13 protein-coding genes and 2 tRNA genes are annotated in these 13,540 nt (G+C 65.0%); 12 read left to right on the forward strand and 3 right to left on the reverse strand.

Features of this window, described 5'->3' with window-relative positions:
- The first annotated feature begins 2 nt into the window (after window positions 1–2).
- The 10 genes from R5H29_RS17625 to R5H29_RS17670 all read left to right on the forward strand — a co-directional run bounded on the left by R5H29_RS17625 (window position 3) and on the right by R5H29_RS17670 (window position 9,273).
- Window positions 3–665: a MotA/TolQ/ExbB proton channel family protein gene (locus tag R5H29_RS17625; protein ID WP_134729523.1), complete on the forward strand. Its 663-nt coding sequence runs from the start codon at window positions 3–5 to the stop codon at window positions 663–665.
- Between the two features lie 3 nt (window positions 666–668).
- The gene (locus tag R5H29_RS17630) at window positions 669–1,091 is read left to right on the forward strand and encodes a biopolymer transporter ExbD (RefSeq protein WP_005415977.1); all 423 of its coding nucleotides are present in this window, start codon (window positions 669–671) and stop codon (window positions 1,089–1,091) included.
- Window positions 1,088–2,836: a lipid A export permease/ATP-binding protein MsbA gene (gene msbA / locus R5H29_RS17635; protein ID WP_332329545.1), complete on the forward strand. Its 1,749-nt coding sequence runs from the start codon at window positions 1,088–1,090 to the stop codon at window positions 2,834–2,836. Before R5H29_RS17630 ends, msbA begins: the two co-directional genes overlap by 4 nt.
- Window positions 2,836–3,855, forward strand: coding sequence for a tetraacyldisaccharide 4'-kinase (lpxK, locus tag R5H29_RS17640; protein ID WP_134734906.1), 1,020 nt, complete (start codon window positions 2,836–2,838; stop codon window positions 3,853–3,855). The genes msbA and lpxK overlap by 1 nt, the downstream gene beginning before the upstream one ends.
- A 74-nt stretch (window positions 3,856–3,929) precedes the next feature.
- Window positions 3,930–4,703, forward strand: coding sequence for a 3-deoxy-manno-octulosonate cytidylyltransferase (gene kdsB, locus R5H29_RS17645; protein WP_329841644.1), 774 nt, complete (start codon window positions 3,930–3,932; stop codon window positions 4,701–4,703).
- The gene (locus R5H29_RS17650) at window positions 4,700–5,188 is read left to right on the forward strand and encodes a low molecular weight protein-tyrosine-phosphatase (RefSeq protein ID WP_134729530.1); all 489 of its coding nucleotides are present in this window, start codon (window positions 4,700–4,702) and stop codon (window positions 5,186–5,188) included. Before kdsB ends, R5H29_RS17650 begins: the two co-directional genes overlap by 4 nt.
- Complete coding sequence (locus R5H29_RS17655; RefSeq protein WP_019658993.1) at window positions 5,185–6,597, forward strand: hypothetical protein; 1,413 nt, start codon at window positions 5,185–5,187, stop codon at window positions 6,595–6,597. The genes R5H29_RS17650 and R5H29_RS17655 overlap by 4 nt, the downstream gene beginning before the upstream one ends.
- A complete protein-coding gene (gene uvrC / locus R5H29_RS17660) occupies window positions 6,594–8,438 on the forward strand; it encodes an excinuclease ABC subunit UvrC (RefSeq protein WP_171952228.1) in 1,845 nt (614 codons plus the stop codon). Before R5H29_RS17655 ends, uvrC begins: the two co-directional genes overlap by 4 nt.
- Window positions 8,439–8,456: 18 nt before the next feature.
- Window positions 8,457–9,083 (forward strand): CDP-diacylglycerol--glycerol-3-phosphate 3-phosphatidyltransferase, encoded by a 627-nt coding sequence (gene pgsA, locus R5H29_RS17665; RefSeq protein WP_012510614.1) that lies wholly within the window; start codon window positions 8,457–8,459, stop codon window positions 9,081–9,083.
- 114 nt (window positions 9,084–9,197) lie between these two features.
- Window positions 9,198–9,273, forward strand: a tRNA-Gly gene (locus R5H29_RS17670).
- A 216-nt stretch (window positions 9,274–9,489) separates the two neighbouring features.
- Here the strand turns inward: R5H29_RS17670 and R5H29_RS17675 are convergent.
- The 3 genes from R5H29_RS17675 to R5H29_RS17685 all read right to left on the reverse strand — a co-directional run bounded on the left by R5H29_RS17675 (window position 9,490) and on the right by R5H29_RS17685 (window position 11,806).
- Window positions 9,490–9,705: a hypothetical protein gene (locus tag R5H29_RS17675; protein WP_332329546.1), complete on the reverse strand. Its 216-nt coding sequence runs from the start codon at window positions 9,703–9,705 to the stop codon at window positions 9,490–9,492.
- Between the two features lie 27 nt (window positions 9,706–9,732).
- Window positions 9,733–10,191, reverse strand: coding sequence for a hypothetical protein (locus tag R5H29_RS17680; RefSeq protein ID WP_332329547.1), 459 nt, complete (start codon window positions 10,189–10,191; stop codon window positions 9,733–9,735).
- A gap of 703 nt (window positions 10,192–10,894) precedes the next feature.
- Entirely contained in the window at window positions 10,895–11,806 is a 912-nt protein-coding gene (locus R5H29_RS17685; RefSeq protein ID WP_332329548.1) for a hypothetical protein, read from the reverse strand.
- Between the two features lie 310 nt (window positions 11,807–12,116).
- Between R5H29_RS17685 and R5H29_RS17690 the strand changes: the two genes are divergently transcribed.
- Both R5H29_RS17690 and R5H29_RS17695 read left to right on the forward strand, forming a co-directional pair.
- The gene (locus R5H29_RS17690; RefSeq protein WP_332329549.1) at window positions 12,117–13,223 is read left to right on the forward strand and encodes an NAD(P)/FAD-dependent oxidoreductase; all 1,107 of its coding nucleotides are present in this window, start codon (window positions 12,117–12,119) and stop codon (window positions 13,221–13,223) included.
- Window positions 13,224–13,340: 117 nt separating this feature from the next.
- Window positions 13,341–13,416, forward strand: a tRNA-Gly gene (locus R5H29_RS17695).
- The last annotated feature ends 124 nt before the right edge of the window (window positions 13,417–13,540 follow it).

Genomic DNA, 13,540 nt, shown 5'->3' on the forward strand with positions numbered 1-13,540 from the left:
ACGTGTGGGAACTGGTCAAGGCCGGTGGCTGGCCGATGGTGCCGCTGCTGCTGTTGGGCGTACTGGCTTTGGCGATCATCCTGGAGCGTTTCTGGTCCCTGCGGCGGACTGAAGTGATGCCGCCCGGCCTCGGCCAGGAAGTGCGCAACTGGGCCGCACGCGGCAAGCTTGACCCGGCGCACCTGCAGACCCTGCGTGCCAACTCGCCGCTGGGCGCATTGCTGGCGGCCGCGCTGGAAGCCCGCAATCGTCCGCGCGACCAGATCCGCGAGCGCATCGAGGACACCGGCCGCCACCTGGTGCACCGCATGGAACGTTTCCTCAACGCGCTGGGCACCATTGCCTCGGCCGGCCCGCTGCTGGGCCTGCTGGGCACGGTGATCGGCATGATCCAGATGTTCCTGGGCATCCTCGACCATGGGGTGGGCGACGTGAACCAGCTGGCCGGCGGTATCGGCAAGGCGCTGGTGTGCACCGCCACGGGCATGATCGTGGCCATTCCGGCACTGATGTTCCATCGCTACTTCAAGGGCCGCATCCACGGCTACGTGGTGGAAATGGAGCAGGAAGCCAGTGCCCTGCTGGACACGCTCGACGGTCGCCCCGGGGTGATGAACCCGGCCGCGCCGGCGCGACCGGCCAACGCCGCGACGGCGAAGGCCTGATCGATGCGTATCGGCAATGACCGCTCCCAGGATGAGCCGCATATCGATCTGGTGCCGCTGATCGACGTCATCCTGGTGCTGATCATCTTCTTCGTGGTCACCACCACCTTCGATGCGCGCTCGACGCTGCAGGTGCAGCTGCCTACCGCCAGCCAGCAGCCCAACAACGAGCCGCCGCGTTCGCTCAGCGTGCTGATCAACGCCGAAGGCCGCTATTTCATCAATGACCAGGAAGTGCTGCGCAGCGACGTCGAGTCGGTCAAGCAGACCATCGCGTCCGTGGCCGGCAGTGACCGCAGCCAGCCCGTGCTGTTGCGTGCCGATGCCCGCACGCCCTATCAGGCCGTGGTGACCGCGCAGGATGCGCTCGGTCAGCTCGGCTTCCGCCGTATTGCCATTGCAACAGCACCCGAGGTGCGTCCATGAGTTCCAAACACGCGCCGGTGTGGCCGATCTACAAACGTCTGCTGGGCTACACCCGCACCTACTGGGTGTTCATGGTGGGCGCGGTCATCGCCATGGTGGTCGAAGCCCTGGCCGGCTATCACTTCACCAAGCTGATGGAGCCGCTGGTCAACGAGGGGTTTGTCGATCCGCAGCCGCGCGCGGCCGTGGTCCTGCCGCTGACCATCCTCGGCCTGTTCCTGATGCGTAGCGTGGCCACCTGGGTCAGTGACTACACGCTGGCCAAGACTGGCCGCAGCGTGGTCCGCGACCTGCGTGAGCAGGTGCTGCAGAAGTACCTGCACCTGCCGTCGTCGCACTTCGATACCGAAGCGACGCCGGTGATGGTCAGCCGCCTGAACTTCGATACCGAGCAGGTCACCCAGGCCAGCGCCGACGCGCTGAAGACCGTGGTGGCCGATACCCTCACCATCATCGCGATGCTGGCGGTGATGCTGCAGATGAGCGTCAAGGTGACCTTGGCAATGCTGCTGGTGGTGCCGCTGATCGGTGGCATCGTGTCCTACGTGGGCAAGCGCTACCGCCGCATCAGCCGCGGCATCCAGGACGGCATGGGCACGATGGCGCAGACCGCCGAGCAGTCCTTGGCGGCGCAGCAGGAAGTGAAGGTGCACGGCACCCAGCAGCATGAGATCTCGCGCTACTCGCGCCTGGCCAACCGCATGCTGGCGCTGAACATGAAGGTCGAGGTGACCCGCGCAGCGGCGTCCAGCGTGGTGCAGTTCCTGGCCGCACTGGCGCTGGCGGTGATCGTCTGGGTGTCGACCCGCGAAGCCCTGGCCGGCCGCCTCAATGCCGGCCAGTTCATGGGCCTGATGACCTCGATGATGGCGATCATTCCATCGCTGCGGCGCCTGACCAGCGTGCAGACCTCGATTTCGCGCGGCGTGTCCGCCGCCGAGCGCCTGTTCGGCATCCTCGACATGCCGGTGGAGCGCGACGAAGGCCAGCACCGCGTGCAACGCGTGCGTGGCGAACTGGCGTTCGACCACGTCATGCTGCGCTACCGCGAAGACAGTGGCATCGCCCTGGACGACATCAGTTTCGTTGCCAGGCCGGGTACGGTGACGGCCATTGTCGGCCGTTCCGGCAGCGGCAAGACCAGCCTGATCCGGCTGGTGCCACGCTTCTACGAGCCCAGTGGCGGCGTCATCACCCTCGATGGCGTGGCGCTGGATCACTATCCGCTGGCCGACCTGCGCCGGCAGGTGGCGATCGTCGGGCAGAAGGTGATGCTGTTCGATGACACAATCGCCGCCAACATCGCCTATGGCATGGAAGCGACCGACGAGCAGATCCGCGCGGCGGCCGAAGCCGCCAACGCGTGGGAGTTCATCGCACGCATGCCGCAGCAGCTGCAGACGCCGGTAGGCGAGAACGGCGCGCTGCTGTCCGGTGGCCAGCGCCAGCGCCTGGCGATCGCCCGCGCGATCCTGCGCGACGCCCCGATCCTGATCCTCGACGAAGCCACTGCGGCGCTGGACAACGAATCCGAGCGCCTGGTACAGGACGCGCTGCAGCGCCTGATGCCCGAACGCACCACGCTGGTCATCGCGCACCGGCTGTCGACCATCGAGCATGCCGACCAGGTGCTGGTGATGGACCATGGCCGCATCGTTGAACGCGGCACGCACAAGGAGCTGCTCGAGCTGGGCGGCCTGTACCAGCATCTGCACAGCATGCAGTTCCGCGAAAGGCAGGACTGATGGCCGGCAAGGGTACCCAGACCCCGGCGTACTGGTACGACGGCAGCCCGGTTCCGTGGGCGATGCGCCTGCTGGCACCGCTGTACGCCGGCGTCACCGCGCTGCGCCGGCGCGCCTATCGGCGTGGCTGGCGCAAGCGTTACACGCTGCCGGTGCCGGTCATCGTGGTTGGCAACATCACCGCCGGTGGCACTGGCAAGACGCCGCTGACCATCGCACTGGTGGAGCGCCTGCGTGCCGCCGGCTGGAAGCCGGGCGTGGCCAGCCGCGGTTACGGGCGCGAGGATGCCGACACGCCGCTGTGGGTAAAGGCCGACACGCCAACCGCCAAGGGCGGTGACGAGCCGGTGCTGATCGCCTGGAAGACCGGCGTGCCGGTGCGCGTGGACAGTGATCGGGTTGCTGCCGGCAAGGCGCTGATCGAGGCCGGCTGCGATGTGATCGTCTGCGACGACGGTTTGCAGCACTACCGGCTGGCGCGCGACATCGAGATCGAAGTGGTCGATGCGCAGCGTCGCTATGGCAATGGCCGGATGATTCCGGCCGGGCCGCTGCGCGAGCCGGTCAGCCGCGCCAGCGAATGCGATTTCCGCGTGGTCAATCTCGGTCAGGCCGATGAGGAGACTGCGGCACAGGCCTGTGGCTTCGGCCAGTGGCCGATGGCCCTGCACATCGACAGTGCGCAGCCGCTGGCCGGTGGCCGCGCGCGCCCGCTGGCGTACTTCAAGGGCCAGCGCGTGCATGCGGTGGCCGGCATCGCCCATCCGCAGCGCTTCTTCGACATGCTGCGCGCGCGTGGCATCGGCGTCGTGCCGCATGCGTTCGCCGACCACCAGGCCTATCAGCCGCAGGACCTGTCCTTCGGCAGCCAGCTGCCGGTACTGATGACCGAAAAGGATGCGGTGAAATGCCGGGCGTTCGGCAACGACTGGCACTACGCGGTTCCGCTGCGCGCCGAGTTGCCCGCCGCGTTCTGGGTGGCGCTGACTGACCGCCTGGACAAGCTGCGACCGAACTGAGCGGCGCAGCGGCGCTTGCATTCACGCGCCGCCGGCCGCATTCCCCTTGTAACGAGCCTGCCGAGTACCGCCCCATGACCGAATTCGTCGTCGCCATCCCGGCCCGCTATGCCGCCTCGCGGCTGCCCGGCAAGCCGTTGCGCCTGCTGGGGGGTGAACCGCTGGTACTGCACGTGGCGCGCCGCGCGCTGCAGGCCGGCGCCCGGGAGGTCTGGGTAGCGACCGACGATCAGCGCATTGCCGATGCGCTGTCCGGGCTGGCCGAGGTGAAGGTGGCGATGACCGCTGCGTCGCATGCGTCCGGCACCGATCGCCTGGCCGAGTGCGCACGCATTGCCGGCTGGGCCGATGACACGGTGGTGGTCAACCTGCAGGGCGACGAGCCGTTCGCGCCGGCGGCCGGCATCCGCGCCGTGGCCGAGGTACTGGCCAACGGCACTGCACCGATGTCGACCCTGGCCACCGCCGTCGAGGACGCGCCTACGCTGTTCGACCCGAACGTGGTCAAGCTGGTGCGCAACGTGCGCAACGAGGCGATGTACTTCAGCCGCGCGCCGATCGCCTGGCACCGCGACGGCTTCGCACGCAGCCGCGACGCGCTGCCGGCCGGTCACCACTGGCTGCGCCACATCGGCATCTACGGCTACCGCGCCGGTTTCCTGCAGCGGTTCGCGGCGATGCCGCCAGGCCAGCTGGAGCAGGTCGAATCGCTGGAGCAGCTGCGTGTGCTGGAGGCGGGCTACCCGATCAGTGTGGCGATCTCGCCCGAACCATTCCCGCCGGGCATCGACACGCCCGAGGACCTGGAGCGCGCCGAAGCGCTTCTTCAGGCGCTGGCTGCCCGATGAAACTGCTGGTCGTCTGCCTCGGCAACATCTGCCGTTCGCCGATGGCCGAAGGTGCGCTGCGTGCACGCCTGGAGGCCTCGCCGCTGGCCGGGCGGGTGCAGGTGGATTCGGCCGGCACCGGCGACTGGCACGTGGGCGAGCCACCGGACCGGCGCGCGATCGCCTGCGCGGCCGGGCACGGTGTGGACATCGGCAGCCTGCGCGCACGCCAGCTGCAGGCCGCGGATTTCGACCGTTTCGACTGGATCCTGTGTGCCGACGAGGCCAACCTGCGTGACGCCGGTCGCCTGGCGTCGGTGGCGCAGCGCGAACGGCTGGCGCTGTACCTGCCCTGGTCCGGCGCGCAGGGGCGGATCGCGATCCCCGATCCGTACACCGGCGGGAGCGATCATTTCGAACAGGTCTGGTCGCTGGTCGACGATGCTGCAAAACGTGCAGTGGCACGACTGTTGCATGACGCCGACTCCGGCATAATCGGATCATGAACGTCCAGCCCGTCCCGGACCTGCCCGAGTTCGCCACCTGGCTCAACGCCACCCCCTGCACCCTGACCGAACTGCGCGGCCGGCCGGTCGCGCTGCTGTTCGTCAATGCGGCCTCCGCCTGGAGCGCGCAACGCCTGGCTGAGTTCGGCCAATGGCTGTCGCGCCATCCGGGCAAGCTGCAGCCGCTGGTGCTGCAGGTGCCGCGCTTCGATTTCGAACGTGACGCCAGCGCTGCACTGAAACTGCTGCGTCGCCAGGGCCTGACCATGCCTGTGCTGCTGGATGCCGACTGGGATGGCTGGCGCCGCTTCGGCGTCAGCGCCTGGCCGACCCTGGTGCTGCTGGATGCACAGGGCAGGGAGCAGCAACGGCTGATCGGGCTGGGGGCCCCCGGTGAACTGGAACGCGCCTTGAACGCGCTGTGCCAGGGAGCCCCTTCGGCGCCGTCGCGCGGGGGCAGCGAACTGCATCCGGAACCGCGCCAGGCCCTGCGCTTCCCGTTGGGGCTGGCAGTCAGCACCGAGCGCCTGTACATCGCCGACAGTGGCCACCACCGCATCCTTGAATGCAGCCACGGTGGCCGCATCCTGCGCCAGTTCGGCCTCGGTACCGCCGATTTCATGGATGGCAACCTTGCCGAAGCGGCATTCCATCGCCCGCAGGCGCTGGTGCTGGAGCGCGATTCGCTGTACGTGGCCGATACCGGCAACCATGCCGTGCGCCGCATCAACCTGTTGACCGGCATCGTCGACACCCTGTGTGGCAACGGGCGCCCCGGTGCGCCGGTGGAAGGTCCGGTTGCGCAGCCGCGGCAGGTCTCGCTGGACCACCCGGTCGGCTTGGCCATTGCCGACAACCAGCTGCACATCGCGATGGCCGGCGACAACCGCATCTGGAGCTACCACCTGGGCCAGCGCAGCCTGCAATGGCGCGCCGGCAGCGGCTCCATTGACGAGCGTGATGGCAGCGGCCATCTGGCGGCCTTCGCCCAGCCCACCGCGCTCGCCGTGGTGCAGCAGGTGCTGTACGTGGCCGATGCGCTGGGTTCCTCGATCCGCGCGCTTCAGCTGCGTGGCGACCTGGTGCAGACCCTGGTCGGGCAGGGGCCCTGGCGCTTCGGCAGTGAAGACGGTCCCCGCGCCCAAGCCAGCCTGCAGTTCCCGCAGGCCATCGCGCTGAGCCCGGATGCGCCGCTGCTGTGGATTGCCGATACCGGCAACGGCCGCCTGCGCACGCTGCGCCTGGGCGGAGGCGAACTGACGACCCAACCGCTGCCGCGTCGCCTGCATGGCCCGGCCGGCCTGGCGGTGGGGGCCGGGGCGGTGTGGATTGCCGAGACCGACGCCCATGCCGTGCTGCGATTCGATCCCGACAGCGGCGTGCTCAGCGAAGTGCCGATCAGCGAATGACCGACGTTCCCGCCCCGGCCTTCGACGGCAAGGCCTTCGCGGCCCAGCTCAGCACCGCGCCCGGCGTGTACCGCATGTACGCCGCCGACGACACCCTGCTGTATGTGGGCAAGGCCCGTGCACTGCGCAATCGCGTTGGCAGCTACTTCAACGGCAGTCCGAAGAACGCGCGGATCATGTCGATGATCTCGCAGATCGCGCGCATGGACGTGACCGTCACACGCTCGGAAGCCGAGGCGCTGCTGCTGGAAAACCAGCTGATCAAATCGCTCTCGCCGCGCTACAACGTCTCCCTGCGCGACGACAAGACCTACCCGCATGTACTGCTGACCCGTGAGGACTGGCCCCGCATCGCGCTGCATCGCGGCCCGCGTGCCATTCCCGGCCGCTATTTCGGGCCGTACCCGGGCGTGACCGCGGTACGCGAAACGCTGAACCTGATGCACAAGCTGTTCAAGCTGCGCAGCTGCGAGGACAGCGTGTTCCGCAACCGTTCGCGGCCGTGCCTGCAGTACCAGATCGGCCGTTGCAGCGCGCCGTGCGTGGAGCTGGTAGCGCCTGCCGAGTACGCCGAATCGGTGCGCCGCGCCGCGCTGTTCCTGGAGGGCAAGAGCGACGAACTGACCCGCGAGCTGGGCGAGCAGATGCAGGCCGCCAGCGAGGCACTGGAATTCGAGCAGGCCGCGCGCCTGCGTGACCTGATTTCCTCGCTGCGCAGCATGCAGACCCGCCAGTACGTGGATGGCCGTGCTGCCGACCTGGACGTGCTGGCGGTGGCCATGCAGGGGTCGCAGGCCTGCGTGCTGCTGCTGGCCTTCCGAGATGGCCGCAACCTCGGCACCCGCCCGTTCTTCCCGCGCACCAACGGCGAGGAAAGCCCGGAGGAAGTGCTGGCCGCGTTCGTTTCGCAGTACTACATCGAATTCGAGCCGCCGCGCGAGATCCTGCTGGACCGCGAGATTCCCGATGCCGACCTGCTGGTTGCCGCGCTGTCGGCCTCGGCCGAGCGCAAGGTGCAGCTGAAGTGGAACGTGCGCGGCGAGCGAGCCGGCTACGTGGAACTGGCCAGCCGCAACGCGCAGCTGACCCTGGCCACCGAACTCAACAGCCGCAACGCGCAGCAGGCGCGCAGCGACGCACTGCGCGAGATGCTGGGCCTGGCCGAGCCGGTCAAGCGGGTTGAATGTTTCGACATCAGTCACACCCTGGGCGAGGCCACCGTGGCCTCGTGCGTGGTGTTCGACGCCGCCGGTCCGGTGCGCGCGCAGTATCGCCGCTTCAACATCAGCGGCATCGAGCCGGGCGATGACTACGCCGCCATGCGCCAGGCCATCGACCGCCGCTTCCGCCGTGCGGTGGAAGAGCAGGGCGTGCTGCCGGACGTGCTGCTGATCGACGGCGGCGCCGGGCAGCTGGCGCAGGCGCAGGCCGCACTGGCCGACCTGGGCGTGGAAGGCGTGCTGCTGGTGGGCGTGGCCAAGGGCGTGGAGCGCCGCGCCGGCCACGAAGCGCTGGTGATGCCCGATGGCCGCGAGCTGCGCCCGGGCGCGGCCAACCCGGCGCTGCAGTTCATCCAGCAGGTTCGCGACGAGGCTCACCGCTTCGCCATCACCGGCCACCGTGGGCGCCGCCAGAAGGCACGGATGACCAGCAAGCTGGAGGATATCCCCGGCATCGGGCCGCGCCGCCGCGCCAGCCTGCTCAAGCATTTCGGTGGCCTGGTGGGCCTGAAAGCCGCTGGCGAAGCGGAAATCGCCAAGGTGGAAGGCATCAATGACGCCCTCGCGGCACGTATCTACGCTAACCTGCACGGGTTGGCCACGCCCGATGCGGCCGAGTAGAGAGAGAAGCACGCAAGCATGAAGTTGACCCTGCCCACCTGGCTGACGTTGTTGCGGATCGTGATGATCCCGGTGCTGGTGCTGGTGTTCTACCTGCCCTATACCTGGACCAACTTCGCTTCGGCGGCGATCTTCGGCCTGGCCGCGATCACCGACTGGCTCGATGGCTGGATTGCACGCCGTTACCAGCTGGAGTCGGCCTTCGGGGCGTTCCTCGATCCGGTCGCGGACAAGCTGATGGTGGCAGTGGCGCTGTTCCTGATCGTGCAGGGCCATCCGACGCCGTGGATGGCGTTCTGGGCGGCGGTCATCGTCGGCCGTGAGATTGCAGTATCGGCGCTGCGCGAGTGGATGGCCGAGCTGGGCCAGCGCGCCAAGGTGCGCGTGGCGATGATCGGCAAGGTCAAGACCACCGCGCAGATGGTCGCGCTGTTGTGCCTGCTGTATTCGGTGGCCCCCAACGTGCCGGTGGAAGACATCTGGATGGGCTGGCCGGTGTTCCATATCGGCGACTGGACCCTGGCCATTGCCGCGGTGCTGACCCTGTGGTCGGGCCTGCAGTACCTGCACGCCGCCTGGCCGAGCCTGCGCGATGACGAGCGCGCTGCGCGCGAGCGTGCGCGGCAGAAGAAGCTGGGCAACTGAGCCCATCGATGCGCGTATTCACGCATGGCGCGGATACGCGACGCCGGGCACCTCGCAGACCCTGAAAAAAGCGCTTGACGGCATCCTTGGAATAGGTAAAATTTCGCCTCCCAAGCGGGAATAGCTCAGTTGGTAGAGCGCAACCTTGCCAAGGTTGAGGTCGCGAGTTCGAGTCTCGTTTCCCGCTCCAGATTCAAGAATGACGCTCCCGCAAGGGAGCGTTTTTCGTTGTGGGCCACCGAAGCGTGTTGAGCCGATTGCGGCCGGGGTCTGAGAGTTGCTCGACGTTTGTGTGAGGGGATGGGGCATCAACGCTTGTCGTCAGGCCGGTCGACCATCACCGCGCGCCTGACTTGGTCTCAGGCCAGTCCGCTATCAACGGAGAAGGGGCGAGGCGGGCGAGCAGCTAGCAGGGCTTGCCAAGCAGTTGCGCGCGAGGCTTGGTGTCCGCCAGGAAAACTCCCATCCATGCGTCCATCACTCTGAAGACATCAATGGCGAATTCTGGAGTTGCAGGATGCTCATGCCACCAAATCAAACCATCCGAATCATCATGGCTGTCGGCGTTCACTGCGACATAGTCTCCGCTGCCGTTCGAGAATACGGTGATCCAACCTGCCACAAAAGAATCGTCTGCCTCATCGACCAGTTAGGAGACCCGTGACTGGTCGCCAAGGCGTTGCGGGCCCATGGAGCGCGCAGGAAAGAAGGTGTAACCGTCGTGCACTTCGCGATAGAAGTCCTGCAGTCTGCTGGGCAGATGCTTGAACTCAAAGGTCTCTGTGGCTGCACCTTCGACGGGCCTTCCACCTAGGTAGTAGTAGAGGCCGTTTCCGTCATGAAAGATGTACGCCAATTCAGTTTCATCACCTAGTAGCAGTGCTGTGCCCAGCAGGCAGTCCTTGAATAGTGCAATTGTGGATGGGAACTCATTGGAGAATGAGCGCCAGCCATCAGGAAAGAACGGGGCGACGTGCGGCCTGAGTCCAAAGTTCTCCCAGCTCCTGGGCAGTGCGACATCTTTAGGTACATCATCGGGTGAAAGACATACCTTACGATATGGGAATGTATCGCCAAGGTCCTTGGCAATGTCATCAAGCGTAGTCATTTCATTCTTCCTAAAGCGAACCGGAATCACTCCCTGCAAACTAATCGTTCTGCCGCTCGATAAACTCGTCTGTCTCGAAACTCTGAATAAGCATCTGCTCAGCCTCTTGACAGTGTACTCATTCCGAATGGCTTGTTGTACGTTGCTATGCTGAGCGGAATGGGTCCATGCAAATAGTCCGAAAAGACGCAGCAAACGCCCATGTTTCGAATCCAATGTGACCGAACATTTATGGGCGACGAGGAAGGGTCCGTCAGCCTTTGGAGCAGTGCCAGTCATCCGGCGAAGATTGGCGCGCGCCGGAGGGAATAGCTCAGTTGGTAGAGCGCAACCTTGCCAAGGTTGAGGTCGCGAGTTCGAGTCTCGTTTCCCGCTCCAGATTCAAGAAAAACACTCCCGCAAGGGGGCGTTTTTCGTTTGCGCGTTTCGCGGCGCGCAGTTCATGGTTGGCATCGACAATCGCAGAGCCACCCAGCGCCCGTGTCGCTCAGTGCAACTTTCTTGATTACTGGCCGATTGAGTACTTGAGGCCAGGATCAACACCAAATGGATCTATCCAATCACAGACGACCGCGTGAAGATCCTGGTCTAAGCGGATCTGCTTCGCACTGTGGTGGCCTGACCCCGAGCGGGCCTGGCAGCAGTGCTTCGGCGTGGGAAGCCCTGCCGTCGGTAGTCACCCGAATTTCAGATGCTCCTAGCATCAAACAGCTTGATGCTCGCGCCTGCAGTTGAACTTAAGGACAGCGCTGCGGAAGCTCTCCGGGAGCTGAGCATGAGTCGCCGTTTGATGAAGGGAGAGCGGGTGACTCATCAGAGGGTGATCAAATTTCTCGGGATTGACTAGTCCGTTCCATGTTCGGATCTGCAGGAATGTAATTATTTCATAGGGGAAAAGCATGGTGTATTCGTAGTCAAATTCTGCAATGTCGTCGGGTGTGATGGGGGTGGTGTTGGATATGTGGAATTCAGCCATTTCAGAAATCAGGCTTTGGACGATTTTTTCATCGCGTGTATCCCAGTTTTCTAATGCGCGCTCATAAGGAAGTAGATGGGCAGGGTGCGAAATGTTGGACACATCTAGTTCCACGTTCATGGTTTTCAGATGGAGCTTCATCATGAACCAAAGGTGTGAGAATAGCTCGCCTTTTTCATTTTTTGGATTGGTTGAGGTAGAGAAGTCAAGCAAGGGTGAAGTGAGTCCTTCGATCAGAATTTCATGCCTGGCAGTAAATTCGTCCTTCTGGTTAGCCGCGGCGGCAAGTCCAAGGGATAGAGATGCGTCGTTGGGGAGTATGGAGATATTTAACCCCTCAGCGATTAGGGTCCTGGCAAGCGCAAGGGATTGGCCACTGTATAGGGACGCCAAGCAGAGGTGCTCTGAACTCGAAATGCCCGAAAGGAGATCCTTCTCGTAGTTGATTGTGTGCCAGATGGATAAATCCAATGACGCTTGGCTCAGTGTGAAGTGATCGGCTTTATCATCGAGGTAGTCGGAAATGACGCTGGATGGTTCTGTCAGGAATAGCTCCCGATTTATGGGCATATCTGGCCATTGCTTGACCCATCTGCGCACTTTCTTGTCCAGTCTGCTCATCTGGGCCGTAGTGTTCATTGCTCTCCTCGCTTTCTGCATGGATCTGGACGAAAGATTTGGGTGCTTTGACGAATCCTCGGCTTGGATCATCAATGGATCGGTAATGTTTCTCATGCTTGGTTGACCAGCCCTTGAGTTTGTACCGGAACCGACTCGTTGGATGGCGATGGACTATCGGATGCGGTTTCGCTTCCGTCCATGCAACTTGTCTGAAATAGGCCTGCCAATCACGGCCTTTCTCAGCTTCATCCCCACTTCACCGCCACTCCTTCGGCTCATCACGCGGCAGTTCGACGCTGCATCTCCGACTCTCCACGGCGATGCCGCAATGCCTCACACTCCCTCCGCCCACGATCACGATGTGGTCATCGTCGGCGCCAGTTTCGCCGGTGCCGCCTGCGCATTGGCTGCCGCCCAGTACGGTCTGCGCGTCTGCGTGCTGGAACGCAAGGCCGATCCCGGCGAGCGCCTGCGCACCACCGGCATCGTGGTGAAAGAGGCGATGGAGCAGACCTGGCTGGGACGCATGCCCGAGCACCTCGTGAAGCGCGTTGCCAACGTGCGTCTGTATGCGCCGAACCTGCGCAGCGTGTTGCTGGCCGCACCGGGCTATTACTTCCTCACCACCGATACGCCGAACCTGATGCGCTGGCTGGCCAGCGAACTGCATGCGAACGGTGTCGACCTGCGCCTGCAGCAGTCCTTCACCGACGCCCATCGCCGCGGTGACGGCTGGCAGGTGGAAGGGGCAGGGAGCTGCGCCTACCTGGTTGGCGCCGATGGCGCGCGCTCACGCGTGGCCCGGCGCACCGGCCTCGGCCAGGTACGTGACAACCTCTACGGCGTCGAACGTGAGTTCGCCGGCCTGCAGGTCGCGCAGGGCGACGCGCTGCATTGCTTCGTCAGCAAGCGCTACGCGCCGGGTTACATCGGCTGGGTCGCGCAGAATCCGACCGGCCTGCAGGTGGGATTAGCGCTGCGTCATGACCCGCAACAGGTGCGGCCGCCGGATATCGACGGCTTCCTCGACCACGTGCGCGGTGTGGTCAACATTCCGCCTTCGGCGCGCCCCTCGGCCACCCGCGCCGGCCTGGTGCCCTGCGGCCGGCCGGACGGGCCGATCACCGGCCAGCGCCTGATCCTGACCGGCGACGCTGCGGGCATCGTCTCGCCGCTGTCCGCCGGGGGCATCCACTCTTCGTGGCGGCACGGCTGGGCGGTCGGTGAGGCGATTGCCCGCCATCTGCGTGGGCAAGGGCCAGAAGCGGAACGGGTGGCGCGTCAGGTCGCCCCGGCGTTCCATGGCAAGCGCGTGCTGCGCTGGGCGATGGATCATCTGCAGGCCGATTGGCCGCTCGAAGTACTGCTGCATACAGCGGTCATGCGCCGCATTGCCGAACAGGTCTACTTCCATCGCCGCGGGCTGCGCACGTGAAGGGAGCAGGCAGGGGCGCCTGAACGCCACCCCCTCACTTCTCGTGAAAATTCCTGTTGACGCCGTGCAGCAATGCCGACACAATAGCGCTCCTTCGACGCAGGTCGAACGAAATCTGCGGGAATAGCTCAGTTGGTAGAGCGCAACCTTGCCAAGGTTGAGGTCGCGAGTTCGAGTCTCGTTTCCCGCTCCAGCGTTCAAGAAGAACGCTCCCGGAAGGGGGCGTTTTTCGTTTGTCGGGCCGGATGCGCCCATGGGTCGCCAGCAAGCGTTCGAGGCCGGTGGAGCGGTCAGCGCGATCACGATGCACCGACAGC

Origin of the sequence: Stenotrophomonas sp. A3_2, from assembly GCF_036624925.1 — a bacterium.
In the GTDB taxonomy this organism is placed as follows: Bacteria; Pseudomonadota; Gammaproteobacteria; order Xanthomonadales; family Xanthomonadaceae; genus Stenotrophomonas; species Stenotrophomonas hibiscicola.

Excerpts from the sequence above, each read along its gene's own strand:
- R5H29_RS17630 (WP_005415977.1), top strand. The coding sequence starts at position 669 with ATGCGTATCGGCAATGACCGCTCCCAGGATGAGCCGCATATCGATCTG.
- msbA (WP_332329545.1), top strand. The coding sequence starts at position 1,088 with ATGAGTTCCAAACACGCGCCGGTGTGGCCGATCTACAAACGTCTGCTG.
- lpxK (WP_134734906.1), top strand. The coding sequence starts at position 2,836 with ATGGCCGGCAAGGGTACCCAGACCCCGGCGTACTGGTACGACGGCAGC.
- kdsB (WP_329841644.1), top strand. The coding sequence starts at position 3,930 with ATGACCGAATTCGTCGTCGCCATCCCGGCCCGCTATGCCGCCTCGCGG.
- R5H29_RS17650 (WP_134729530.1), top strand. The coding sequence starts at position 4,700 with ATGAAACTGCTGGTCGTCTGCCTCGGCAACATCTGCCGTTCGCCGATG.
- R5H29_RS17655 (WP_019658993.1), top strand. The coding sequence starts at position 5,185 with ATGAACGTCCAGCCCGTCCCGGACCTGCCCGAGTTCGCCACCTGGCTC.
- uvrC (WP_171952228.1), top strand. The coding sequence starts at position 6,594 with ATGACCGACGTTCCCGCCCCGGCCTTCGACGGCAAGGCCTTCGCGGCC.
- pgsA (WP_012510614.1), top strand. The coding sequence starts at position 8,457 with ATGAAGTTGACCCTGCCCACCTGGCTGACGTTGTTGCGGATCGTGATG.
- R5H29_RS17680 (WP_332329547.1), bottom strand. The coding sequence starts at position 10,191 with ATGACTACGCTTGATGACATTGCCAAGGACCTTGGCGATACATTCCCA.
- R5H29_RS17685 (WP_332329548.1), bottom strand. The coding sequence starts at position 11,806 with ATGAACACTACGGCCCAGATGAGCAGACTGGACAAGAAAGTGCGCAGA.
- R5H29_RS17690 (WP_332329549.1), top strand. The coding sequence starts at position 12,117 with ATGCCTCACACTCCCTCCGCCCACGATCACGATGTGGTCATCGTCGGC.